This window comes from Flavobacterium aquariorum (assembly GCF_003254745.1).
Classification (GTDB): domain Bacteria; phylum Bacteroidota; class Bacteroidia; order Flavobacteriales; family Flavobacteriaceae; genus Flavobacterium; species Flavobacterium aquariorum.
The window spans coordinates 462,970-487,817 of the sequence record NZ_QKXH01000002.1 but is presented as its reverse complement, the minus strand read 5'-3'; the positions used below and the strand labels follow the sequence as shown (position 1 = coordinate 487,817).

The 24,848-nt window shown below is 34.7% G+C and carries 17 protein-coding genes and 3 tRNA genes; 6 read left to right on the top strand and 14 right to left on the bottom strand.

The genetic code is table 11. The annotated features are described in order from the left end of the window. Positions 1–513: 513 nt before the first annotated feature. The 8 genes from DOS84_RS04790 to DOS84_RS04755 form a co-directional block, all read right to left on the bottom strand. Positions 514–1,608 (bottom strand): glycosyltransferase, encoded by a 1,095-nt coding sequence (locus DOS84_RS04790; protein ID WP_111408969.1) that lies wholly within the window; start codon positions 1,606–1,608, stop codon positions 514–516. Between the two features lie 9 nt (positions 1,609–1,617). Continuing rightward, positions 1,618–2,526 carry a glycosyltransferase family A protein gene (locus DOS84_RS04785; protein ID WP_111408968.1) on the bottom strand — a complete coding sequence of 303 codons (909 nt, stop codon included), beginning with the start codon at positions 2,524–2,526 and terminating at the stop codon, positions 1,618–1,620. A gap of 31 nt (positions 2,527–2,557) precedes the next feature. Continuing rightward, positions 2,558–3,955 (bottom strand): lipopolysaccharide biosynthesis protein, encoded by a 1,398-nt coding sequence (locus DOS84_RS04780; protein ID WP_165830395.1) that lies wholly within the window; start codon positions 3,953–3,955, stop codon positions 2,558–2,560. A 253-nt stretch (positions 3,956–4,208) separates the two neighbouring features. Continuing rightward, positions 4,209–5,114: an N-acetylmuramoyl-L-alanine amidase gene (locus DOS84_RS04775; protein WP_111408966.1), complete on the bottom strand. Its 906-nt coding sequence runs from the start codon at positions 5,112–5,114 to the stop codon at positions 4,209–4,211. A 30-nt stretch (positions 5,115–5,144) separates the two neighbouring features. Beyond that, a complete protein-coding gene (locus DOS84_RS04770) occupies positions 5,145–5,594 on the bottom strand; it encodes a hypothetical protein (RefSeq protein ID WP_243636317.1) in 450 nt (149 codons plus the stop codon). Positions 5,595–5,707: 113 nt separating this feature from the next. Next, complete coding sequence (gene rimO, locus DOS84_RS04765) at positions 5,708–7,021, bottom strand: 30S ribosomal protein S12 methylthiotransferase RimO (protein WP_111408964.1); 1,314 nt, start codon at positions 7,019–7,021, stop codon at positions 5,708–5,710. Positions 7,022–7,371: 350 nt separating this feature from the next. Then, a complete protein-coding gene (locus DOS84_RS04760) occupies positions 7,372–8,877 on the bottom strand; it encodes an OmpP1/FadL family transporter (RefSeq protein ID WP_111408963.1) in 1,506 nt (501 codons plus the stop codon). Between the two features lie 43 nt (positions 8,878–8,920). Then, positions 8,921–9,859 carry a hypothetical protein gene (locus tag DOS84_RS04755; RefSeq protein WP_111408962.1) on the bottom strand — a complete coding sequence of 313 codons (939 nt, stop codon included), beginning with the start codon at positions 9,857–9,859 and terminating at the stop codon, positions 8,921–8,923. Between the two features lie 102 nt (positions 9,860–9,961). On the opposite strand from DOS84_RS04755, the gene proS reads away from it, so the two are divergent. From proS to rpsT, 5 genes are all read left to right on the top strand, one after another. Continuing rightward, a complete protein-coding gene (gene proS, locus DOS84_RS04750; RefSeq protein ID WP_111409077.1) occupies positions 9,962–11,440 on the top strand; it encodes a proline--tRNA ligase in 1,479 nt (492 codons plus the stop codon). 78 nt (positions 11,441–11,518) lie between these two features. Then, positions 11,519–11,590 (top strand) — tRNA-Glu (locus DOS84_RS04745). Positions 11,591–11,635: 45 nt separating this feature from the next. Beyond that, positions 11,636–11,707: transfer RNA gene (locus DOS84_RS04740), tRNA-Glu, on the top strand. Between the two features lie 44 nt (positions 11,708–11,751). Further along, positions 11,752–11,823, top strand: a tRNA-Glu gene (locus DOS84_RS04735). Between the two features lie 36 nt (positions 11,824–11,859). Beyond that, positions 11,860–12,111: a 30S ribosomal protein S20 gene (gene rpsT, locus DOS84_RS04730; RefSeq protein ID WP_035673520.1), complete on the top strand. Its 252-nt coding sequence runs from the start codon at positions 11,860–11,862 to the stop codon at positions 12,109–12,111. Positions 12,112–12,208: 97 nt separating this feature from the next. On the opposite strand, the gene DOS84_RS04725 is transcribed toward rpsT, so the two are convergent. Together DOS84_RS04725 and DOS84_RS04720 are read right to left on the bottom strand one after the other, a co-directional pair. Then, the gene (locus tag DOS84_RS04725; protein ID WP_111408961.1) at positions 12,209–12,607 is read right to left on the bottom strand and encodes a response regulator; all 399 of its coding nucleotides are present in this window, start codon (positions 12,605–12,607) and stop codon (positions 12,209–12,211) included. Between the two features lies 1 nt (position 12,608). Next, positions 12,609–14,324, bottom strand: a complete 1,716-nt coding sequence (locus tag DOS84_RS04720; RefSeq protein ID WP_111408960.1) for a PAS domain-containing sensor histidine kinase — start codon at positions 14,322–14,324, stop codon at positions 12,609–12,611. 173 nt (positions 14,325–14,497) lie between these two features. Here DOS84_RS04720 and typA point away from each other — a divergent pair, with 173 nt between their 5' ends. Then, on the top strand, positions 14,498–16,294 hold the full coding sequence (typA, locus tag DOS84_RS04715) for a translational GTPase TypA (RefSeq protein WP_111408959.1): 1,797 nt from the start codon (positions 14,498–14,500) through the stop codon (positions 16,292–16,294). Between the two features lie 65 nt (positions 16,295–16,359). On the opposite strand, the gene DOS84_RS04710 is transcribed toward typA, so the two are convergent. The 4 genes from DOS84_RS04710 to DOS84_RS04695 form a co-directional block, all read right to left on the bottom strand. Beyond that, entirely contained in the window at positions 16,360–16,779 is a 420-nt protein-coding gene (locus DOS84_RS04710) for a DUF2141 domain-containing protein (protein WP_111408958.1), read from the bottom strand. Between the two features lie 238 nt (positions 16,780–17,017). Continuing rightward, positions 17,018–17,938 carry an alpha/beta hydrolase gene (locus DOS84_RS04705; RefSeq protein ID WP_111408957.1) on the bottom strand — a complete coding sequence of 307 codons (921 nt, stop codon included), beginning with the start codon at positions 17,936–17,938 and terminating at the stop codon, positions 17,018–17,020. An 80-nt stretch (positions 17,939–18,018) separates the two neighbouring features. Continuing rightward, complete coding sequence (locus DOS84_RS04700) at positions 18,019–22,488, bottom strand: T9SS type B sorting domain-containing protein (protein ID WP_111408956.1); 4,470 nt, start codon at positions 22,486–22,488, stop codon at positions 18,019–18,021. Positions 22,489–22,510: 22 nt separating this feature from the next. Beyond that, entirely contained in the window at positions 22,511–24,844 is a 2,334-nt protein-coding gene (locus DOS84_RS04695; RefSeq protein ID WP_111408955.1) for a T9SS type B sorting domain-containing protein, read from the bottom strand. Positions 24,845–24,848: the final 4 nt, after the last annotated feature.

Sequence of the window (24,848 nt, the reverse complement as noted above, 5' to 3'; positions counted from 1 at the left end):
ATAGTCCCGAAAAACGCAAGCTAGTGTCCAAATTGAATTGACCAGCAATGTTTCTGGAATCATTTCCTGTGATGGGTTTGATGAAATCAATATAAGCCCCAAAGAGATAAAATGTTAAATATTGTATATAAAAAAAAGCTGCATGAATATAAACAACAACATTAACTGCCGAAAATAAAATTTGGGATCTGTCTTTAAAATAATTAAAAAAAAATAGGCTATAAATTATGGTAAAAAAGGTGCCAATAAATTTAGTGAAATGTATCTCAACAGTGTTGTTTATTAATGTAATGATAAAGGATATAAGAATGAAATAAGTAAAAATCAGAAAAAAATTATTGATTCTAACTTGTACTTGATCAAGTAAAAAAGTTTTAGTAATAAAAATTAAAATAAGAAAACTAAATATATCAAACAATCGAATACCTCCCAAACTAGGAAAGTAAAAACTGAGTAAAGTGCTAAAAAATACCAAAAGCACTTGTGTAGCTTCTAATTTTTGATTTGTATTGCTTAGCATTTTATTTCTTGGTATAGTTTTAAGTATTGGTTGGTCATTTTATTGATATCAAACTGCTCTATAAATGCTTTGGCATCGATGGTCATCTGCTCGTTCAGTAAGCTATTATTACTTATTGCTTTTATTTTATTAGCTAATTCAATATAGTTTCCATTTTCAAATAAAAAATGTTCATTTGGGACAATGCTATTTACCCCTGTGACATTTGAACCTAAAAATGGCTTTCCAGAGGCCAGGGCTTCTAGGGTTACGCCCGAAAGTCCTTCAAAATGAGTTGATAGTACATTGATGTCCGCAGCGGACATTAAATATTGGATATCGGGTCTATATCCCAAAAAATAAATCCTTGAGTCTAAATTTTGTAACGAAATATATTCCTTTACTTTATCTATATCGGGTCCTTCCCCCGCAAAAAATAGGCTAAAGTTTGTTGGTAGTAATTTTAATGCGTTTACTATCGTTTTATGATCTTTTGAAATAGTGTCAAACCTGGCCGTCATTAAAATGTTAATATTACTTTTATCAAATAAATCATAGGTATTAATGCTGTTTTTTGCATCAGCATTAAATTGCTTTAAATCGATTCCATTATGTATCACCAATAAATTTGATTCTGTGTGTAACCATTTGGCCAGATTTATTTTTACTTGTTCGGTGATACATATGATTTTCGAATAACGTTGGTAAATAATTTTTTCCAAAGGCCTTAATAGTCTATATTTCCTTCGCTCATTAAAAACGCTGTGTTCTGTTTTTATTAGTTTGGTTTTAAATGGTTTAAAAAGAGAAGCTATTGCCAGCCAGTATTGCGATGGAAATAAATGAGCATGAATGATATCAAATTTTTCTTTACGTATTAAAAATATTAATTGAATGATTTGAAAGGGATTGTATAATGATTGCTCTAAATTGATGATTTTAACTCCTGAGTCGATAATAGCTTGTTCATATTCCCTGATGTTTTTATTCTTATTACCGATTGCCAAATGAACAATATGTCCTTTTTCCTGCATGATAGGTAAAATAGAGCTTAACAACTTTTCCGCTCCACCTGATCCTAAGTTATTGATGTAATGCAATATTTTCATTGATAGGTTTTATTGGCTTATTTTAACTTTGTCGAAAAAATAATCTTTTAAATGAAAAAAGAAACCAGCCGGAAATAGTATAGTGCCAAATGCAGGATTATTGAGCATCATTTTTTTTTGATTGAAAGATTTGCCGTTGCTAAAAGAAAAACGCCAAAAATTAACTATTGCTCTTAGTCTAAAAAAAAGTGGGACTTGCTTATTTTTTGATAACTCACTATACAGTAATAGTGTATAATTAGAGTTAGTTTTTCTGTTTCGGATACTGTTTTTGGATAAACCATCTTCAAGATACTCGCATACATAAATTGCTTCGTCAAAAAACCTTATTTTTTTTTCTAATGAGATTCTGTTCCAAATTAAACCTTCCGGGCAGAAATTTTCATTTGGATAATCAGGGAAAGGATGTTTTTTCATGACAGAGGTTAGAATAGCTTCTGCTTTGTCACCATTAATATTAAATTTATAACGTCTTTCGATTATTGAACAATCCAGTATTTCTGTCTTAAGTTTATCGCCAACATCATTTCCATTTTTAAATATTTTTTTACCGGCTACTCCAGCAAATTGGCTATTGCTACTTACTTGTTTCCAGTATTTTGAAATAATTTCCAGTGAATTGGGTAATAGATGGTCATCACTGTCAACTATAAAAAATAGTTCACCAGATGCCATTTGAACTCCTTTATTTATGGCTCTATGTTTTCCACCATTATTTTGTTTAACATATTTAATTTGAAAACGCGATTTGACAAGTAATTTCTTGATGAAATCTTCGGTATTATCACTGCTTCCATCATCTATAATTATCCATTCAAAATTTTGATTGGTTTGTTGGCATAAACTTTCATATACTTTAGATAACTTATTTGCTCTATTATAGGTTGCCGTAAAAACTGTAAAATCAGTTGCATTCATCTTATCCTAATTTGAAAAGTCACTTTTATTTTTAATATGATTTTTTTAGTTTCTTTAATTCCATAATCAATTCTGGAAATAGAAATCTCATGCCAATTAAAAAAACACTACAAACAAGAATTAAATTTAATATTAGTTTAAAAAAAAGATTTTCAATTTTTAGGTAGTCAGCGACAAGGGTTAGGATTATACTAACCAAAAACATGACGATTCCCTTGAAAATAACGGTAAATTGATCTCTATAGTTATAATTATATAACTTTTTAATAAAGTATGCACTTGTGAAATATGATAAAAACGATGCAACAATTATTCCGATAAGCATTGGAACAATACCGAAACTAACCCCGACTAAAATGATCGGTATAGCAAATAATTTTGTTATTAATTCAATTTGAAAAAATAGGTGAGTTCTGTTTTTAACTGCCAAAAAATTAATGTTTAATGTATATAATGGGATAAACAGACCTGATATGGAGAGGATTTTTAAATATAGAATTGAATTTGTCCATTTTAAGCCTATTAATATTAATATGATTTCATTGGAACAAACAAATAAAATTGCCATGAAAAAAACAGTAATAAAAAAAGTACTTAAAAGAAATTTTTTAAATAATTCCATTTGTTCTTTTTCTTCATTTTTTGACGAAAGGGCTGAAAAACTTACCCTTTGTACTGCATTTGTTATATTGGTTGAGGCTAGATTTCTAAACGTGTCTGCTCTTGAGTAATAGCCTAAATTGGCAGGACTAAAGCATTTTCCTATGATAAAATAATAAAGATTGTCATAGAGTGAATTCATCAGTCGTGACATAAATAAATTGCCACCGTATTTATATAATTCCTTAAGCGATTTAAAGTCAAATATAAATTTAGGTCTCCACTTATTAAGTATCCAAAATAGGAGCAAAGTAACGAATTGCCCCAAAACCATTCTTACCACGAGACTCAAAATTCCATAGTCATGTAATGCCATGTATAAGGCTATAATTCCACTTATAACAACCGATAATGTTGAGATAATTGTAATGGTTTTAAAATTAATCTCTTTTGTGAATAATGTTCTTTGAATGGATGAAAAAGAAACAATTACTATAGAAATTGCGGTAATCCTAATTAAGTTGGTTAGAGTCTCTTGCTTAAAAAATATGGATATATAAGGTGCGGTTATAAATAATAGTAAATAAATAAAAAGACCTAAAAGGATATTCGCCCAAAAAACCGTGCTATAATCTTTTTCTGAAGCGTCTTTTTTGTTTATAAGTGCGTCGCTCAATCCGCTGTTGATAAAAGTATTTGACACAGCAATGAAAACGGAAATAATCCCTATTATTCCAAATTCTTCGGGAAGTAATATTCTAGCCAATACAATTCCGACAATAAAATTGACTATTTGTTGTAAAAAATTATCAGTAAAACTCCAAAACAATCCATTAAAAATCTTATTCGTCTTCAATTATTTTGATTGCTATGTTAATTTTTATGAACTTCATTTCACAGCTACGCGTTTCCAACTCCCATTTTTAAATTAAAAATAGTGAAGCTGAAAAGGTAGAATTTGAGTTAAGTGTTTGATACTTATTGATTAAATGTATAAAAAAAATGTTTAAAGTTGATGGGGAAACAAAAAAAACGCTTTTTGAATCGACCAAAAAGCGTTTTTTATAGATTAAATGAAAATTTTATTTTTTGTAAATCGAGTAGATAGTGCTAATCGTTTTTTCATCCAAAATATCATTAACTTCAGTTTGGATATAATGAAGTTTGAAGGCCATGATGGCTGCCGAAAGATTTTTGGTATTGTATCCTATTACTTGTAGACCTTGTTCAACATTAAAATCACTGGGTGGACAAGCTAAAGTGTCGTCTTGCCAAACTCCAAAGCCATTTAATGCCAAAAGCTTCCAAGGAAATAAAGCGCTTGGATCTTTTTTTCTTGTTGGCGCAATATCGGCATGGCCAATTATGTTTTGTGTTGGGATATTGTAGTCTTTTTTTAATTTGGTCAAAAGTGCCAGTAAAGTATTTATTTGTAAATCCGAAAAGGGTTCAGAGCCATTATTATCCAATTCAATTCCAATGGAACTGGAGTTAATGTCAGTATCCTTTCCCCACGATCCATTTCCGGCATGCCACGCTCTCAGGTAATCATTGAGCATATGAACTACTTTTCCGTCTCTGGCAATCACATAGTGCGCACTCACTTTAGTTTCTTTTAAAGTGAAAGTTTTTATAGTTTGCTGTATAGAATCCTGTGCCGTGTGATGAAGAATAATGAAGTTAGGTTTTCTTAAATTAAAATTGACCGTACCTACCCATTCTGAGGCAATGCCATTTTGTAAAATATTGGTATCAGTTTTAGAAAGTGTATCCTTATAATTAAGCAATTGATTTTTGTATCGATAGGCAACGCTGTCAATTACTACATTCGGTTCGCTTTTTAAGGGAACAGCTTCTTTCGTGGATATAGTTTCTTTTAAGTTTTTTATTTGGGCATTGTATTCCTTCTCGGTTGCTTTATGAGGATTTTTTGTTGCACAGGAAGCAATAAAAAGGAGAAGAATGATATTATAAATGTGCTTTTTCATGTGGTAGGCATTTCTTTTTATAGCAGACTCTTAGTGTTTTTTGGATTCTATTTTGTTTTTTCGGTCCTCACTCAAGACTTGATATTTTACTTTTTGGTCCTTGTTTAATATTTCCATCACTTCCAAATCTGTCATTTCGCCAAGAACCTTAAATTCTTTTTCTTTATCCTCATCACTGCTCTCTTTTTTGATCAAAGCCTCTTGTTTTTTAAGTGATTTGGTATAAACATTGGTGAGCACTATCTCCTGAAGAGCATCCAGATTAAGTTCTTTTTTGTAATATTCTACAATTTTGGCTGCAGTTACTTCCGCAGGAATCGGTTTAGGGGCACTTTGTTGATTGCTTTGTGACATTTGTGACATTTGGTTAGATCTACCATAACCATTCGCACCGTATCCGCCTCCGCCATATCCGCCACCGCCATATCCATTTCCGTATTGAGCCGAAATGGTGTTAGCTGACAAGAATAAAAAAGCCATAAAAAGTACTGTTTTAAATATTTTCATAATTATAAAAATCTAAAAAATTAAAATTCTGCACATGAGCCCAAAGGACGAACTGACTAAGTAATCTGCAATCTAAAATTTGCAATCTATACTGGTTCTCCGTATAAATCAAATTCTGTTGCTTCAATAATTTTAATCATTGCAAATTCACCAGTTTTTACGTAGTGCTTTGTAGCGTCAATTAAAACTTCATTATCCACATCTGGACTGTCAAATTCTGTTCTTCCTACAAAATGGCCTCCTTCTTTTCTGTCAATAATGCATTTAAAAGTTTTGCCCACTTTCTCTTGGTTCAAATCCCACGAAATCTGAGACTGTAATTCCATTATTTCGTTGGCACGGTCTTGTTTTACATTGTCAGGAACATCGTCTTCCAATAAATAAGCGTGCGTGTTTTCTTCATGTGAATAAGCAAAACAACCCATTCTGTCAAATTTCATTTCCTGTACAAAATCTTTCAAGATATTAAAATCTTCCTGTGTTTCTCCAGGATAACCAACAATCAAAGTAGTACGGATGGCCATTCCGGGAACCGCTGCTCTAAAGTCTTTCAATAATTGTGTTGTTTTTTCTTGGGTAGTCCCGCGACGCATCGATTTTAAAATTGAATCCGATATGTGTTGCAACGGAATATCAATATAATTGCAAATCTTAGGTTCGCGTTTCATGATTTCAAGAACATCCATCGGGAAACCGGTAGGGAAGGCGTAATGCAAACGAATCCATTCGATACCTTCGACTTTTACCAAGGCTTCTAATAATTCGCCCAATGCACGTTTTTTATACAAATCAAGACCATAATACGTTAAGTCTTGAGCAATCAAAATCAATTCTTTTACGCCATCTCTTGCCAATCCTTCTGCTTCTTTAACCAGTTTTTCAATAGTTTGCGAGACATTTTTACCTCTCATTAATGGTATAGCACAAAAACTACAAGGTCTGTCGCAACCTTCCGAGATTTTCAAGTAGGCGTAGTTTTTTGGAGTCGTAGTCAAACGTTCTCCCAATAATTCATGCTTGTAATCGGCACCCAAAGCCTTCAATAAAGCAGGCAATTCAGTAGTTCCAAAATATTGATCCACATTTGGAATCTCTTTTTCTAAATCTGGTCTGTATCTTTCAGATAAACAACCCGTCACAAAAACTTTATCTACAAGTCCTCTCTCTTTTTTGTCGGCATATTCCAAAATCATGTTTACCGATTCTGCCTTTGCATTATCAATAAAACCGCAAGTGTTTATCACGATAATATTTCCTTCATCTTCTGCTTTGGCCTCATGGGTTACCTCTTTTCCGCTCGCACGGAGTTGCCCCATCAGCACTTCACTGTCATACACATTTTTGGAACACCCTAACGTGATCACATTTATTTTGTTCTTTTTTAAAGACTTCGTTCTCATAGTATTATATCCTTGATAATTTAGGAATTTGCAAAATTACAATTTTTTGTGCAAACCCCGCTTGTTTCCTTTCAAAATGCCTGTTTTTGATTGTATAAAAATAATTTGAAGCATAAGATTTGATGCATTCAAGAAAAGTTGTCCCGCTATCCGTTGCAATCTTTTGAGCCGAACCCCGGCTCACAAGGATTTTCACTGCTATCGGGGCTATGTGAGATATTTAGTTTTACATAACTCGAATCGGAAACTCTCCTTACGATGTTCAATCTTAACTCATTTTTTTGCCATAAAAAACGAAACCACTTTTGATATGTTTCAAAAGTGGTTTCGTTGAATGTGAACAAGTATTTTTACATTTCAAATATAAAAGTCATAGTAAAATTATTTTTGTATGTGTTGATGTGGGCACTTTCGGTAAATCCTTGTGAAAAGAACTGATTTTGTGATGTGGAGTGAACGTTTACATACGAAAAGTCAAGTTTTATGGAGCCAAAACTATATCCTAAACCACCAGAAAAACTGTTTAAATCACCCACAGTAACCGAATCATTATAAGGGCTTCCTTCAAAACGATATCCGCCTCTTAGTCTGAAGTTTTGTATTTTATATTCGGCACCCACTCTTACTTCATTGCTGCTGCCAAGGGCATTATGCATAGCACTATTTAAACCTCTGTAATAAGGATCGTTTGTTGGGCTAAATTCTGTACAGCTATAGTCTTTGTATTTGTAATCTACACTTATTAACCCCGATTTTCCAAAAATATAGGCAAAACTTCCAGTTAAACTTCCGGGAGTGCGCAAATCATAAGGAGCATAATAATTAATAACAAATGGATCAACCACGTCAGGAGGAAGTGTTTCCGCGATGTTGCTGCTAATGGATGTTAATCTTTGTGAAAGTTCGTCTTGTAGATTATACCATGTTGGCGATTCATAGGCAAAACCCAAACGCATTTCATTGGTTAATTTTGCGATAGCTCCCACTTGGAATGAAAAACCAGCTCCGTAAGTATGTAAGCTATTTGAAAAATTCAAGGTCTTAACTTCGTAATTTGTGTTCAAAGTATTGTTGTTGGATTCGTAGAAGTTGGTGTTCTGTACGTAATCAGTAAAGTGTGAGTTTAGGTTTAAACCAAAATATAGAAAATCTTTATATTGCAAACCGCTGTTAAAAATAAGTTTGCCATTATATCCATTGGAATAAACGCTGTTTTCTTGATAGTAATTACCTCCCGAGCGAACATTTGATGTGTATAGTGTGTTATTGGGAGTTTCGGTTACCGGATTGATAATGTAGCCCTGGTAGCCAAGAAAAGCTTGTTGGGCTCCATTGTCTAAACTTGCATAATTGCCATTTTGGAGTAAATCTAAAGGAACTCCATTAGCATAGCTTATAAAATAATTTGCAACAGAATTTATAGGGCTTGTTCCAGCTGAAAACATTGAATTGTCAAAATTATTAGTATTCTCATAATTGATGGACATCGAGAATTTTTTCCAATCATTATTTGGGTTTCTGGTTTTAAAAACGAAAACACCCCCTGCTTGATTTAGGTCAAAAGTGCTTTCGCTTGCTGAAGTACTGGTTCCAAAATAATCCGAATTGTTTTTGGTGTCGTAATTCCCCACTGTTGTGGCGAACTGATTATTGTTGAACACCGCCGAACCCGCTGGATTTACATTGATGGATGATAAATCTCCTCCCAGTGCTCCAAAAGCACCGCTCATAGCTGTAAAACGAGCTGTTCCGTGCAATTCGCTTTGTGCGTAACGCATTGCATCTTTAATTTCTTGCGAGTGTAATGTAGAGAACGTTAGCCCTGCTACTAAACATAACAATAGGTTCTTTTTCATTTGGTTGGTCTTAGGGTTGATTAATTTCTAGTTCAGGGATTTTCTATCTTCTGCCGCCACCGCCCATTCTGCCGCCACCGCCACCGCTGGACATTCTAGCGCCGCCACCGCTAGACATACTACCGCCACTACTTCTGTATGAGCTATTGCTAGAACTGTTACTAGGTGTGTAACTTGATCGTTGGTAATTGCTAGAGGTATTGGATCGACTTTGTGTGTAAGAACTTCTTGATTGATTTTGAGTGTAATTTCTCGATGAAGTATTACTATTTCGGTTTGTGAAAGTAGGAGCCTGTCTACTTATACTAGTACTGTTTCTATTATAGGTACTATTTCTGCTTGTTACACCGTTTCTGTTGTAGGCACTAACCCTATTTCTATTGTAGATTGAATTGTTGTAACTTCCACCATAAGATGATCCTCTTCTGCTATAATTATAAGCATAAGGTGTTACGTGAGCATATCCATAACCATAGCCGGGATAGCCGCATCCGTATCCTGGATATCCCCAACCATAACCTGGGTATCCCCAACCGTAGTATGGATAGCCCCATCCATAATAAGGGTATCCATAACCATAATATGGGTAGCCCCAACCAAATCCGATAGACCAATAACTATCGGGATACACAACGACAGTTGTTTCTTGAGGAGAACTGCCCCATGAAGCATAGCCTGTAGATGGTGCTTGTATAGAGTCATTTTCCATATCATAGTTATTTCCATAACTATTTACATCTGTAAATATTTCACCAGAACCTCCAGTGCTTTGCAATGAGCTGAAGTATTGTTTGTATTGAATTGAAGCTGAATTAGGTTGGTTGTCCTTTATCACAATTTTCTCGCCATTTGTGCTATAAACGCCGTCATTATCATAATAGGAACTATTTTGGTAAGAGCCACAAGAGGTTACTACTAAACTCAAAAAGCCGATTAACGAATAAAGTGTGGTTTTCCAAGTAATTAATGCATTTGTTTTCATTTCGGTAGATTATTTTATTGTTGGACAATACAAATTTAGTTAGTTTTGCGTAATTATTTAGTTAAATTATATATAAACAAATATTATGCCAAATTATTCAAAATGAGCAAGAACCTTACAACAAGAGCAGAAGATTATTCAAAATGGTACAATGAGTTGGTTGTTAAGGCCGATTTAGCTGAGAATTCAGGAGTTAGAGGCTGTATGGTGATTAAGCCATATGGATATGCTATATGGGAAAAAATGCAAGCAGAATTGGATAGAATGTTTAAAGAAACAGGACATCAGAATGCCTATTTCCCTTTATTTGTTCCTAAAAGCATGTTTGAAGCCGAAGAGAAAAATGCAGAAGGATTTGCTAAGGAATGTGCTATTGTGACTCATTATAGATTGAAAAATGATCCAGATAAACCTGGAAAATTAATGGTTGACCCCAATGCAAAACTGGAAGAAGAGTTAATTGTTCGACCTACAAGTGAAGCTATTATTTGGTCTACCTATAAAGGATGGGTGCAATCCTACAGAGATTTACCATTGTTAATTAATCAGTGGGCCAATGTGGTGCGTTGGGAAATGAGAACCAGATTGTTTTTGAGAACTGCTGAGTTTTTATGGCAAGAAGGGCATACAGCACATGCAACGAAAGCAGAGGCGGTGGAAGAATCCGAGAAAATGATGAATGTATATGCTGAATTTGCGGAGAATTTTATGGCTATTCCGGTTGTAAAAGGATTAAAAACCGAAACAGAACGTTTTGCTGGGGCAGAGGAAACTTACTGTATTGAGGCTTTAATGCAGGACGGAAAAGCTTTGCAGGCTGGAACTTCACACTTTTTGGGGCAAAATTTTGCAAAAGCTTTTGATGTTAAGTTTGCAAATGCAGAAGGTAAGCAAGAATACGTTTGGGGAACTTCGTGGGGTGTTTCAACCCGATTGATGGGGGCATTGGTTATGACGCATTCTGATGATCAAGGATTGGTGCTGCCTCCTAATTTAGCTCCGATACAAGTTGTTATTGTTCCTATTTATAAGAGTGAGGAACAGTTGGATGCTATTTCTAATGAAGTGGATGTTTTGGTTAAAGCATTGAAAAAATTAAATATCTCCGTGAAATTCGATAACAGAACCACTCAAAAGCCAGGATTCAAATTTGCTGAATGGGAATTAAAAGGGGTGCCTGTTCGAATTGCTGTAGGGCCAAAAGATTTAGAAAACGGAACTTTTGAAGTAGCTAGAAGAGATACTTTGACAAAAGAAACGGTTTCGAAAGATGGAATTACAACTTATATCAGCGATTTATTGGAGCAAATTCAAAAAGATTTGTTTGAAAAAGCATTAAATTATAGAAATACTCACATTACAGAAGTAAATAATTTTGATGAGTTTAAGGCAATTCTTGACGGTGAAGGAGGCTTTGTTTCAGCACATTGGGATGGTACTGCGGAGACCGAGGAGAAAATTAAAGAATTGACAAAAGCAACGATAAGATGCATTCCTTTGGATAGGGTAGAACAGTCGGGAAGCTGTGTATTTACTGGTAAAAGCTCAGTTGGAAGGGTGTTGTTTGCTAAGGCATATTAAAAAAAATAATTTTTTTTTGCCTCTACTATTGCGCTTCTCAAAAATAGTTGTATTTTTGCATCCGCATTACAGAAGTAGGGTCCGTTCGTCTATCGGTTAGGACGCCAGGTTTTCATCCTGGTAAGGGGGGTTCGATTCCCCCACGGACTACAAGAAGTATTTAGATTGAAAAATTTTTGAGAATAAAAAAATAAAGGTCCGTTCGTCTATCGGTTAGGACGCCAGGTTTTCATCCTGGTAAGGGGGGTTCGATTCCCCCACGGACTACAATTTTTTTTGATCTAGAATGTTCCAGAACTTAGAGGGATAATGGTCCGTTCGTCTAGGGGTTAGGACGCCAGAATTTCGTTCTGGTAACAGGGGTTCGATTCCCTTACGGACTACAAAAAATGAAATAATTAAGATAAAAAGATAACAAAATGGCAAATCATAAGTCAGCTCTAAAAAGAATTAGAAGTAACGAAAAGAGAAGAGTATTAAATAGATACCAACACAAAACGACTCGTAATGCTATTAAAGCATTAAGAATTGCAACTGATAAAACTGATGCGACTTCAAAATTGTCAAGTGTAATCTCAATGATTGATAAATTAGCAAAGAAAAACATTATTCATGATAATAAAGCTTCAAATTTGAAGTCTAAGTTAACTAAGCATGTTGCTAAATTGTAAGTAATATAATTTATATAAAAAAAGCTCCTTTTTAAGGAGCTTTTTTTATGCTTTATTCTTAGTAAATCAAATTCTAGAAGGATTAGGTGTAAAAGTTTTATAGTTTGCTATTTAAATAATCTAACATTTCAACAGTGATGGGTTTGGATAGAAACTCAATGACATTGGGGTATAATTTCGATTTTTTGATGTCCTCAGGGTCTATGGTCGAGGTTAGGATGATAACGTTTGTATTGTTTAGGTTGAAATAATTGGAAGCATTAAGTAAATCGAGAAACTCCCATCCACCCATTACGGGCATGTTTAAATCTAAAAAGATCAATTGCGGCTTTTTTCCTTGATTGGAGTTATTGTTAATTGTATTGATAAGGGTAATGGCTTCTTGGCCATTCATAGCGTTTATTATTTCTTTTGCGAAAGAAGCTCTTTGTGCTACTCTTCTGAATAGCATCAGTGTGATAGGGTCGTCATCAATGCACATGATAAGCTCCAACATTTTATTGGGATTTAAATGTTAGTGTGAATTCAGTTCCTTTTTCAATCTCGCTTTGTATGCTAATAGTTCCTCCCATGGTTTCTATTTGTGATTTAACCAAGAACAAACCTAGGCCTTTACTGTCGGGGTAATCGTGAAATCTTTGGTATAGTCCGAAAATTTTATTTTTATTTCTTTCTAAATCGATTCCTATACCATTGTCTCTGAAAAAGATTTTTATAGTGTTATTTTCTTCTTCAGTTATTATGATGTCAATTACTAAATCTCTGTTTTTTGATCTGTATTTTAAAGAATTGGTGAATAAATTGATAAAGATGCTTTCAAAATAGGCTTTGTTTGTGTTTATTTTAACGACATTTCCGTAAACGATATTAAATTGAGGTTTTATGCCCTCGAGCTGAATATGGAGTTGATTAAGGATGTTTTTGAAAATGTCTCGTATCTGCAATTCTTCGTTTTGTATGGATGTATTGTCTTTTATGGTAATTACTTTTGCGAGATCATTGATGGTTTCGTTGAGTAAATGCGTTGATATTTTAAAACCTCTTAGGATTTCTTTTAGGTCTTCGTCTTTAATTGTAAAGTCGTCAATTAGATTTAATAATCCCGTCAAGTTTGATAGGGGAGCTCTTAAATTGTGGGATGTAATGTATGAAAACTGTTTTAAGTCTTTGTTGTTTTGGGTTAATTCTCGAATGAGTATTTCTTTTTCTTTTTCTAATTTTTTCTCTTCCGTAATATCTCTTTGTATTGAAATCCAGTGGGAAAGATCGTGTTCATGATTATAAACTGGAATAAATGATAGTCTGACCCAGTATTCGGATTGGTCTTTTTTGTAAAGGATTATTTCTAGGAAGCATTCTTGTTTGTTTTCTATTGCATCTGTCAAATTTTCAATTTCCTGTAAATCGGAATTTTTGCCCATAAAGAAATTAGGGGATTTACCTATAATCTCGAAATGCTCATAACCTGACATTTTGCTAAAAGCAGGGTTGGCAAAAACTATTTTTGGAATTTGATTGTCGTCTGAGAATGCTTGGGTGATGATGATAGAGTCTTTGGCTTCTGTAAAAACGGTTTCAAGTAATTTCAAGCGATTTTCTTCTTCCTTTTGTTTGGTAATATCTTGAATAGCACCAATCATTCGTATAGCTTTTCCATTTTCGTCTTTTAGGATAAAACCTCTGTCCAATACATATTTGTAAGTTCCGTCTCCACATTTAAAGCGATATTGATCTTGCCATTTTTCGGTTTTTTGTTCTAAAAAAGAATAGAGTTTAACAGACATCTTAATGCTGTCTTCAGGATGGATATTATCAAACCACCATTTAGAATTTTTTCCCACTTGATCCTGGCGATAACCAAATATTCCTTTGATTCCCTTATTCCAAGTGAGGTGGTCCTCTGGAATTTTCCAGTCCCAAATAGTATCGCTTGTAGCTTTGGCAACGATATCGTATTTGTCATTGGACTCTTTTAATTTGTCGTTGGTTTGCCTGAGATTTTTGTTAATTTCAGCATTCCTTTTATCGTTTTTGGATAAGACGTATCTGAAAAGTATTCCCGTGATACTGATAAAAAATATGTCTTTGACGAAGCTGAAATTCGAGCAATCCAAATAGGTAGAATATTGTTTGGCTAATTTAAAGCTGACGATAGCTAAAAATAATGCGAAAAGAGTGTAGATTAAGCTTATTTGGTTGGCTTTGTTTTTCATTAATCAAATATAATTAATAAATGTTAAAATTTAAAACATCAATTTAAATAAATTCGGACACCATAATTTTAAGTTTGCAATAAGTGCTTATGTGTTAACAAAATAGCAAACTATTGTGTAAAGGTTTTTTATATCAAAATAAAGTGTACCTTTGCACCCATTAAAAATCACAGATGGAAGCTATTAGAAACATTGCAATTATTGCCCACGTCGATCACGGTAAAACAACTTTGGTTGATAAAATTATGTATCACTGTCAATTATTTCGTGACAACGAAAACACAGGTGACTTAATCCTTGATAACAACGACTTAGAGCGTGAAAGAGGTATTACGATTACTTCTAAGAATGTTTCGGTTCAGTATAAAGGTACCAAAATCAATATTATCGATACTCCTGGTCACGCCGATTTTGGTGGTGAGGTAGAACGTGTTTTAAACATGGCTGATGGTGTTTGTCTTTTGGTGGATGCTTTTGAAGGTCCAATGCCACAAACTCGTTTTGTATTGCAAAAAGCAATTGATTTAGGATTAAAACCATGCGTTGTAATCAACAAAGTAGATAAAGAAAACTGTACTCCTGAAGAAGTTCATGAAAAAGTTTTTGACTTAATGTTTGAATTAGGTGCTCAAGAATGGCAGTTGGATTTCCCGACAGTTTATGGTTCAGCTAAAAATAACTGGATGTCTGACCACTGGGAAAACGTAACCGATAATGTAGAAGCATTGCTGGATATGGTTGTTGAAAATGTACCTGCTCCTAAGGTTTCCGAAGGAACTCCACAAATGTTGATTACATCCTTAGATTTCTCAGCTTTTACAGGCCGTATTGCTATTGGTCGTCTAGAAAGAGGAGTTTTAAAAGAAGGTATGCCAATCTCATTGGTTAAAAGAGATGGTACAATAATGAAATCAAGAATTAAAGAGCTTCATACTTTTGAAGGTCTTGGACGTAAAAAAGTACTTGAAGTAATTGCTGGAGATATCTGTGCGATTGTTGGAGTTGAAGGATTTGAAATTGGAGATACTATCGCTGATTTTGAAAACCCAGAAGCGTTGAAAACAATTGATATTGATGAGCCTACAATGAGTATGTTGTTTACGATTAACGATTCTCCTTTCTTTGGTAAAGAGGGTAAATTTGTTACTTCTCGTCATATTAGAGAGCGTTTGACAAAAGAATTAGAGAAAAACTTAGCAATGAAATTAGGTGAAACTGATTCTGCTGATAAGTTTATGGTTTTTGGTCGCGGTGTACTTCACTTGTCTGTTCTTATTGAAACAATGAGAAGAGAAGGTTATGAATTGCAAATTGGTCAACCACAAGTTATCATTAAAGAAATTGATGGTAAAAAATGTGAGCCAATTGAGGAATTGACAATTGATTTGCCAGAAACTCTTTCAGGTAGAGCGGTTGAGTTCGTTACTATGCGTAAAGGTGAAATGCTGAGTATGGAAACTAAAGGTGAACGTATGATTGTAAAATTTAATATTCCATCACGTGGAATTATTGGATTGCGTAATCAATTGCTTACTGCTACTGCTGGTGAGGCTATTATGGCACACCGTTTTATAGGATACGAACCTTACAAAGGAGAAATTGCAGGACGTAACAAAGGTTCGTTAATTTCTATGGAAAAAGGAAAAGCTATTCCTTATTCTATCGATAAATTGCAAGATCGTGGTAAGTTTTTCGTTGAACCAAATGCTGAAATTTACGAAGGTCAAGTAATTGGAGAAAACTCTCGTGGGGATGATATGTGTGTAAACGTAACTAAAGAGAAAAAACAATCTAACGTTCGTTCTTCTGGAAATGATGAAAAAGCGAGAATTATTCCTCCGATCATTTTCTCTCTTGAAGAAGCTTTAGAATACATTCAAAAAGATGAATACGTAGAGGTAACTCCAAAATCGATTCGTTTGAGAAAAATATATTTGACAGAAACAGATCGAAAAAGATTTAAAATCTAAAAGATTTAAATTACAATATTTAAAATCCCAAATTCCTAAGTACTGGAATTTGGGATTTTTTATTGCTAATGTATAGGATTCATTTTAATATTGATTTTTGTATCGGCAGTAATTGTGAATTTAGCGTCTTCGTATTTAGGCGGTCCCATAAAACCTTTTGCATTATTGGAACAGGCAACGGATTCTTTGGGCATTCCTATGAAATTTTTGTCTAGTTTTCCGTTCTTATTCTCATCGTGATAGACTAGAACAGTATATTCTCCTTTAGGAATTTCAGTAAAAGTAACTGTAGCTGAATTTGATTTAATTGCCGATGAAATCGTTTTGTAGGATGTTTTAAGAAATTTATCTTTGGCATTGTATAATTCAGCGGTTAGTGATCCAGTATTGTTTTTTATTCCCGAAACAAAAACGGCAAGGTCTGCATTTTGGGCGAATCCAAGGGTAGAAATGAATACTAGAATTGGGATGAAATGTTTAAGCATATTTGTAGTTTTAAATTGATTTTTTTAGCCAGTAAGCTTCTATAAATATACAAAATTTGATGGTTGAAAGAAAATGTTCTTGATTAATATGAGCGCGTGAGGGATAGAAGCAAGCTACCGAAGTAGGCGGATAGCCCGACATCATAAAGAGGAAGGGCCGACTCATCAGTATAGATAAGTTGGCCCTTCCTCTTTATGGTGGCACGCCATAATGGTTAATATGTTATTTCTTAGGGCTCTATTTTTTTAACAAAAAGACTAAAGGGATATCCAAACGCTTAGCCCACGCTTCTTCCGAATGATTTTCTCCCGGAAAGAATTTGGTTTCCCAGTTTTTGCTTGTAAAACCTTTGGTCTTCATCACTACATCTACTTTTTCTTGAAATGGTTTATACATAGCATCGAGGGTTTGGTCTCCATAGTCAAAATAGATTTTATGGTCTTTTGGATTTGGAAGATTTGTTTTCAGATAGTTTACAAAGACATCCGGAATGGGATTGTTATTGGCAGAAAATGTTCCTGGCCAATGGGTCGATAGACAAGCCGCGCCACCGAAAACTTTTGGATATTCACAAATGGCATACATCGAAATTAATCCGCCCATACTGGAACCGGCTATAAAAGTGCTTTTTTGATCCGGCTTAGTGGAGAAGTTTTTATCGATAAAAGGTTTTAATTCGGTTACCAAGAATTTGAGATACAAATCCGAATATGGTTTGAAGACTTCATTGCTTTTTGCTGCTTTTTGCAATTGGGCTGTAATGGTATCTCTTTGGATTTGGGTCAAACTTTCATATGGCTTTTGAGGAAAATATTCGGGATGACGTTTGGCGCCATTGTTCCATATTCCGATAATAATGAATTTTTGGGTTTTTCCCTCGGCGATTAATTTTGAGCCTACTTGGTCAACTTCCCAAGCTTGTTTGTTCCACGTACTTTCGGCATCATACAAGGCTTGTCCATCATGCATGTATAAAACGGCATACTTTTTTTTATTGGAATAACCTTCTGGCAGCCATACATCTATGTTTCTAGCGTCAATCAGTTTTGATTGAAAATTTTCAAAACGTTGCAGTTTTCCTGAAGTCACTTTGACTTCTTGAGCGTTTAAGCTAAAGATTAAAAAGAAGGATAAGATTGTAAAATTGAATTTTCTCATATATTAGTGATTTTGAATTTAGTTTAAAATGATGTACTGCATTTTATTCAATATTGTTTTTTGTAATGATTGTGGCTGATTTACCTTTTTAGCGAAAAATGTCCTTTGGCTTCACGGCCATCTTCCAGTTTTATGGTATACCAATAATCGTCTGCAGGCATTGGGTTGCCTGTGAAAGTTCCATCCCAGCCATTACCTGAGGCAAGAACCTGTTTTATTAGTTTGCCATAGCGGTCAAATATTAAAATTTTGGCACCGCTGTTGAACGTTTCATTGGCTCCTTTGATGTTCCAGTAATCATTGAAACCATCATTGTTTGGTGTGAAAAATTTTGGAATTCCAAGTACTGCAATGGTTTTTGGTAGGGTTCCGCAACCATTTTTGTCGTAGATATAAAGGTCATGTATGCCTGAAGGAACATTTTCCAATACATTAGATTCTTGAAAAGGACCGTTTGGCAAATCAATGCTATATCCATAATTTCCTTGCCCAGAGACATTTGCGGTTACTGTGTTGTAACTGGATAAGTCGGAGATGGATACCGAGTCTAGATGTGCAATATCCGAAGCAGTGACTTTTATGATTCGTGTTCTGCTACAGTCTTTTGGAGTGGATACTGTTACGGTGTAAATGCCTTCTTCATTGACATCTAAGGTGTAATTGTTTTCGCCAGGAATGATACTGCCGTCTTTTGACCAAATATATTTATAATCGCTGGTTGGTGTATTATCAATTATTCCAGCATCGAGTTTGACAAAAAAACTTGGCAAATTAGAACAGACTAATTTGTTGGAATTTTGATTGTCATTGGTGTCTATATTGGGTTTTGGGTTTACTTGAAGCGAGACATAAGCTCCCAATCCAAAGCAGGCATTGTCAAGATTACTGTCTACCCGAACCCAAATATCTTGCTGGTTTGGTGTTGTGTTTCTGTAATTAGAAGGATTTAGAATAGGATTGGTTTCGGACAGGGCATCGGATTCATTGCTGTAAAATTTTATTGCATAGTTTGAACTAAGTGACGGGAGCAAAGCTTGAATATCGGTTATTACACTACTAAAATCAAAGGATGAAATACCATCTTTGTCGTCATTTGTAGCGTCTACAAAGTCATCGCAGATTTCGAGTGTTCTTTTAAAATTGGAATTGATTTGGGTTGTGGAAACAATTAAATTCAATTGAGCTATACTAAAACAGCCATTTGAATTTTCGACTCTTACCCAAATACTTTTATTACCACTTGCAAAGCTAATAGGATTTGTTATAAATACCGAAGCATCTTCTGTATTTGCTCCCTCCATTGTGGTGTAATAGGTGAAAGTTTCGATGGTGGAATTAGCCGAAACAAAGCTATTTTTCTCGGTTACATTAAAGTTGGAAATTCCATCTGTATCGTCATCACATTGCACGAGAGTAATTGGAGAATTTAAAACAGGTAAAGCGTAAATAGTTAAAGTGGCTATAGAAGAAGTTAGTCCACATGCATTATTGTTTTTGGTTAAAAGGACTCGGTATTGATACCCATTCATTATCGGAATAACTTTTGTAATATTTAATGATTTAGTATTTGTTCCTGAATAAATAAGATCGTTTACTAGAGTGCCCCAGGTATTTCCACCATCAGCCGATAATTGCCATATAAAACCATCAGCATTAGATTCAATTGTAAAAGTGGTATTTTGTAATTCGCAAACTACTTGATTTTGAGGTTGTGTTGGAACAAGAATTGGAACAGCTACAATATAATTATTGTTTGGAGGAGTGTAACCGTCTGTTCCACTTGTTACGATTCCATTTGAGTTTACGACAATAGGACTATTTCCTAATTGACCATCAAAATTGGAATCAGTAAAACCAGCTTCAATTATATCATTACAGCCGTCGTTGTCACTGTCTTTTTCAATATAATTAAATTCGCCGTCACCATCTGAATCGGCAATGGAGTAGTTTAAAATCCCGTTATCAGGTGCAGTTTCCAAAGTATCTAACAAACCATTGTTTCCAACATTGCCATCTACTCTTCCGTCATTATTGCTATCCAAAGCCTTATGTCCTGTTTCTACAGCATCATAAATACCGTCGTTGTCGCTGTCTAAATCTAATACATCTTTCACATAGTAATAGCTACCATTAAGATCGGTATCAGAATTAACTGGGTTTAATCCAGGTTCAAAATTATTGTCTAATCCGTCTTTGTTAGTGTCTAAACCTGAAAGAAGTTTAAAGTTTTTTCCTTGTGCTTCAATATAATCAGGAATTCCGTCATTGTCTTTATCAATATCTAAAGCATCAGCTATCCCGTCTAAATCGGAATCAAAAGGGTTTTTAGTTATGATACTAAATGAAACACTATTAGTTGTTGTATCAGAAAGATTGTTGTGTTTGAGAGTTAAAGAATTGATATCATAGCCTTCGATTTTAAAATTCAAAGAACCGGCTGGTGCTGGAGTAGTGTTTTTTAATCTAAAACGAATTTCAAATGAAGTGAATTCTTTAACTCCATTTTCATATATCCCATCAAAGTTAGTGTCGATTAGCAGTTCATTATTTGGGTCTATTATTGTTAGCGTTTTATTGGAGGGAACAGATAAAACAAAATCACCATCTGAATTGGCAAGGTCTGCAATTGGTGTGGTTTGAGCGTTTCCATCCATAATGTACTGAAACGATATTTTTTCTGGTTTTGTAAAGTTGATTGTATATGAGTTTGAGCTGTTTTTTCCTGCAGGCACATTGGAAACAAAACCATAAGTTGGATAACCATTTACCGTTCCGTCTCCAGTAACTAATCCATTAAAGTTGTTACTTAATAAAGGATTAGCTTGAGTTAAAAAAAGAAAGTTGCTTTCGGCAGTATTAAGAATTCCATCATTGTCCCAATCAATATCTATATTATTATTGGCTCCATCATTGTCAGAGTCCAGCGGACATTCACTAACAGGTATTTTATCTGAATATACATCGCTTAAGCAGCCAGATATACTTCCTTTTACTTGGTAATAACCTGGAATTGTAGGAGTATAGCTGTTGCTGGTAACTGATGGTATCAGGAGGTCATCTTTATACCACTGAAAAGTGTCATAGGATGATAATGAATTTATTTTTAAAGATACATTTGGAATACAGGAGGAATTGGCAACGGCTATTTTACTGGATACAATTTCTGGTTTCAAATCAAAACCAGAATAATAGCCTCCATAAGTTGCCGCACCATTTGTTCCAAAATAGGATACATATACCTGTTTGGTTGATTTTACCGCTATATTTCCAGATAAGCCCGATATAGTATACCGTACGAATTTTGAATTTCCTGTAATAGCAATTGGAGGAGAAGCAATGGGGGCGTTGTTTAATAAAACAGTGGCTCCGGATTCGGTTACGATATTTAAGATTCCATTAAATGTAGTATTTCCTATAGATTGAATTTGAGGAATATTGTCGACTGTATTGGGAGTAGAACAATTTATTGGAGGAACAAAAAATAAGTTTTGATTGGCAGGAGATTCCGATCCTCCAATACTCTGATAAGCAAACAGATTTTCGGTTGCGGTAATATATAAATTCCCATTGATGAATTGGCTTCCAACGAGAGCAATGTATTCTCCTTTGTTAAGTATTTTAAATGGTGTAGTATTGCCATTTAGGAAAATTTGGGTATTATTGGAATGTGCCACTAATAAAACACGCTCCAATTCGTCTGTTCCAATTCCTTTTACAAATACATATTCTTTTCCTGTTTTTTCCAATGAAACAATTTGGTCAAAACCTAAATCCCTTCCAGCAGGAACCATGCCACCACCATTTGGATTTATTCCCATTTCTGTACTGTTGCTGCCTCCAAATGAGCCCGAGTTGACTACGACGGGTTTGTCTGAAGTTACCAATGCACCAATTATTTTTGAGCTATTTGAAACGGTACCACCATCATTATAGTTTTGTAATGCGAGTAAATAACTTTCGTTTTTATTCAAAGTAACGCTAATTGGCCCGGAAACATTAATTCCGCCCAAAAGTTTAGCTCCGATTTGAAGGTTTGAAATGGTGATTTTGGTTCCGTTTTCCGTAGCAAGTATAGAGGCAAAATTCAATAATGTTGGATCAAAAAGGGGATTCAACATCGCTCCTAATCTAAAAGTGGTTCCGAGTGCACTATTCCCTTTGGAAACCAATCCTCCTGCGTGATTATAACCTGTGTTGTTGTTGAGTCCGGCATTGACTCTGGCACTAACATAGATTAAATCTTCGGCTTCTATTACGTATCCTTTATTGGCTACAATTCCGGTTATTGGTGTGAACAATTGTGTGTTGTCGCCAGTTCCAATACTATAGCGATAAGGGGTGCTACTATTTACGGTTCCATATATGACGCTTCCACCATTTGGAATTATCTTAAAGTTTACATTGGTAAGACTGGGTGTCGAGATGTATAAATATTGATCTTCAACGAGTCCAGTTGCAGAAATTAATGGTGGTATGTAATGGGTTTTGCTGAATTGAGAAAAACAACTTATGCTGAAAAAGGTTATGAGGATGAATAAGGTATTTTTCATTTGTTAAAAATATTGAAAAAAGCTATCTTTTTAAAGAAAAATGGCCTTTTATTATTTTTCCGTCTTCAAAAGTTATGGAGAACCAATAATCATCTGAGGGAAGATCTTTTCCGGTATAAGTTCCGTTCCAGCCATTGCTTGTGGCGTTAAGCTGTTTTAAAAATTTTCCATAGCGGTCAAAAATAGTTATAGTTGACTTTGGCAGGGCATCCAAATTTTTAATTTTCCAAGTATCGTTAAAGCCGTCATTATTTGGGGTGAAAAAACGAGGGTAATCAAGGACATAGACTTTGTAAGGTACGGAAGTTCCACAACCGTTTTTGTCTCTCACGGTAGCCAAGTAGATTCCCGCACTGAGACCATTAAAAATAGGACTGTCTTGGTAAAAATTTCCGTCTAGCGAAAATTCGTAATCTCCATTACCTGAATAGGATATTGAAACAGAGTTTTCGGATCCGGCAAAATCGGAAACGGCTACATCAGTAATGGTTCCAACGCCAGAAGGGGTTACGATGTATTTTTTTGTTTTTTGACAGCCATCTGAATTTGTTACTGTTACGGTGTATTCACCAGAAGATGTCACATTTGTGGTGTTGCTTGTATCGCCGTTACTCCATAAATAACTGGAAAATCCGCTATCAACAGTCAAATCTTTGCTGGAACCATCACATAGTCCAGTTGTTTCGTCCTGAAAATTGGGTGGATCAAAAGTGTTTATAACAAGTGTTTCAGGAGTGATTTTATAACAATCAGGGCCATTAACAATTCGAGCATAAATGATTTGTTGATTCGGGACTGTATTGGTAAAAAGATTGGGTAATTGGTTTTTTTGCACGATGGCATCGGTTTGAGTCAGATAATATTCAACAGTCAACCCCTGAGCTAACCCATTAATCACTTGTGGTGTGACTTTAGCATTCAAATCAAATTGGGTTATTCCGTCCTGCAATGCATTTACATCACAACTTTCTATTGGATTCTGTGTTGAGATGGGATTATTGGATATTGATAAATTCAATTGGGCATAATTAGTACAACCAAAGTCATTGCTTACTCGAGCAGTAAGAATTTCATTGGGAACCGAATTAGTATAGGTCGATGGATTCTGTATGGGATTTGTTTCATTTTGGGCATCAGACAACGATTTATAATAAGCCATTTTTGTCAATTTTGGATTATTGTTTTTAATGATGTTATCTACTTTGGTTAAATCAAATACCGAGATTCCATCCCCGTTATCATCACATTGATAGAGTGTTGTATTGTTTAAAACTATTTGAGGGACATATTCAATTTTTATTTCATCTTCGGCGGTACAAGTTGCTGGGGATAAAATGACTTTCACTTTATAAGTACCAGCATCAGAAATAGTAAGAGTTGGTTTTGTTTCGCCTAGAATTGGAGTTGTAGAACCGTCTTTATACCATTCATAAGTATAAGTTGCAGGGAGTTTGGTGTCAATTGTAAAACTTTCACCATAACACAAAGGATTATTTGTAGTAGCAGTACGATCTGGCCCTAAGTCAATATCTGCAGAAAAACTTCCCGCTTCCAGAAATATGGCTGAATCATAATATTGGTATTTATCATCGGCAATCACTAATTTGATATGATATGTTTTACCGATAATTACATCGGTATGGGCATTCATTTTTACAATTTGTCCGCTATAATTAACTGGACTCGACGCGTTATTATAACCGCCAAAATAAGATTCATTTACAGCAGGGCAACCAGGATGGGAGGTTCCTAATGCATCTACTACATCATTTATGGTGGGATGGATATTTTTGGAAGATACAGGGGTTGTGGTTCCGGGGAGTACGGCAATGTTTTTATAGTTATCTGTGCTTCCTTTTTCCTTAATCAGAAAAGCAAAAGCATCCGAAAATTCACAAGGAAAATACAGTTGGTATTCATTGGAAGCAAAAATGTAATTGAAACTGATAGAAGTGGTTAAAGGAACAAAATCAAATTCGAGTACAGTGGCGTTAATGCTGGTAATTCCCAATGTTTGATCTAAATCAGTATCTCCTTTCCACGATGGACTTCCTCCTCCTTTTTGGTTTTGGTATGGTCCAATAGCTTCTTTACTGCTTGAAGTACTCAATAAAACACCTTCTTTAAGCGGGAAATTACTAGTGCCGGCATTGAAATAAGCATAACTGTTTTGACCTGCTGTAAAGGTGTCTCCCGTTGCATTGAAATTGGAAACATTGGCACAAGTGCTTTTTACCAAAACATTCTCAATTAGTTGTTGAGCAGTTTGGTTATCATCTACAGTTATGACTTGAGCATTTACAATACCCAAGGTGAACAAAAGAATAACTTGTACTAGTAACTTTGGAGGGTTCATAGAA

What these genes read in the sequence shown, in the direction of transcription:
- DOS84_RS04790 (WP_111408969.1), bottom strand. Translation starts at nt 1,608, where the DNA reads ATGAAAATATTGCATTACATCAATAACTTAGGATCAGGTGGAGCGGAA.
- DOS84_RS04785 (WP_111408968.1), bottom strand. Translation starts at nt 2,526, where the DNA reads ATGAATGCAACTGATTTTACAGTTTTTACGGCAACCTATAATAGAGCA.
- DOS84_RS04775 (WP_111408966.1), bottom strand. Translation starts at nt 5,114, where the DNA reads ATGAAAAAGCACATTTATAATATCATTCTTCTCCTTTTTATTGCTTCC.
- DOS84_RS04770 (WP_243636317.1), bottom strand. Translation starts at nt 5,594, where the DNA reads ATGGCTTTTTTATTCTTGTCAGCTAACACCATTTCGGCTCAATACGGA.
- rimO (WP_111408964.1), bottom strand. Translation starts at nt 7,021, where the DNA reads ATGAGAACGAAGTCTTTAAAAAAGAACAAAATAAATGTGATCACGTTA.
- DOS84_RS04760 (WP_111408963.1), bottom strand. Translation starts at nt 8,877, where the DNA reads ATGAAAAAGAACCTATTGTTATGTTTAGTAGCAGGGCTAACGTTCTCT.
- DOS84_RS04755 (WP_111408962.1), bottom strand. Translation starts at nt 9,859, where the DNA reads ATGAAAACAAATGCATTAATTACTTGGAAAACCACACTTTATTCGTTA.
- proS (WP_111409077.1), top strand. Translation starts at nt 9,962, where the DNA reads ATGAGCAAGAACCTTACAACAAGAGCAGAAGATTATTCAAAATGGTAC.
- rpsT (WP_035673520.1), top strand. Translation starts at nt 11,860, where the DNA reads ATGGCAAATCATAAGTCAGCTCTAAAAAGAATTAGAAGTAACGAAAAG.
- DOS84_RS04725 (WP_111408961.1), bottom strand. Translation starts at nt 12,607, where the DNA reads ATGTTGGAGCTTATCATGTGCATTGATGACGACCCTATCACACTGATG.
- DOS84_RS04720 (WP_111408960.1), bottom strand. Translation starts at nt 14,324, where the DNA reads ATGAAAAACAAAGCCAACCAAATAAGCTTAATCTACACTCTTTTCGCA.
- typA (WP_111408959.1), top strand. Translation starts at nt 14,498, where the DNA reads ATGGAAGCTATTAGAAACATTGCAATTATTGCCCACGTCGATCACGGT.
- DOS84_RS04710 (WP_111408958.1), bottom strand. Translation starts at nt 16,779, where the DNA reads ATGCTTAAACATTTCATCCCAATTCTAGTATTCATTTCTACCCTTGGA.
- DOS84_RS04705 (WP_111408957.1), bottom strand. Translation starts at nt 17,938, where the DNA reads ATGAGAAAATTCAATTTTACAATCTTATCCTTCTTTTTAATCTTTAGC.
- DOS84_RS04700 (WP_111408956.1), bottom strand. Translation starts at nt 22,488, where the DNA reads ATGAAAAATACCTTATTCATCCTCATAACCTTTTTCAGCATAAGTTGT.
- DOS84_RS04695 (WP_111408955.1), bottom strand. Translation starts at nt 24,844, where the DNA reads ATGAACCCTCCAAAGTTACTAGTACAAGTTATTCTTTTGTTCACCTTG.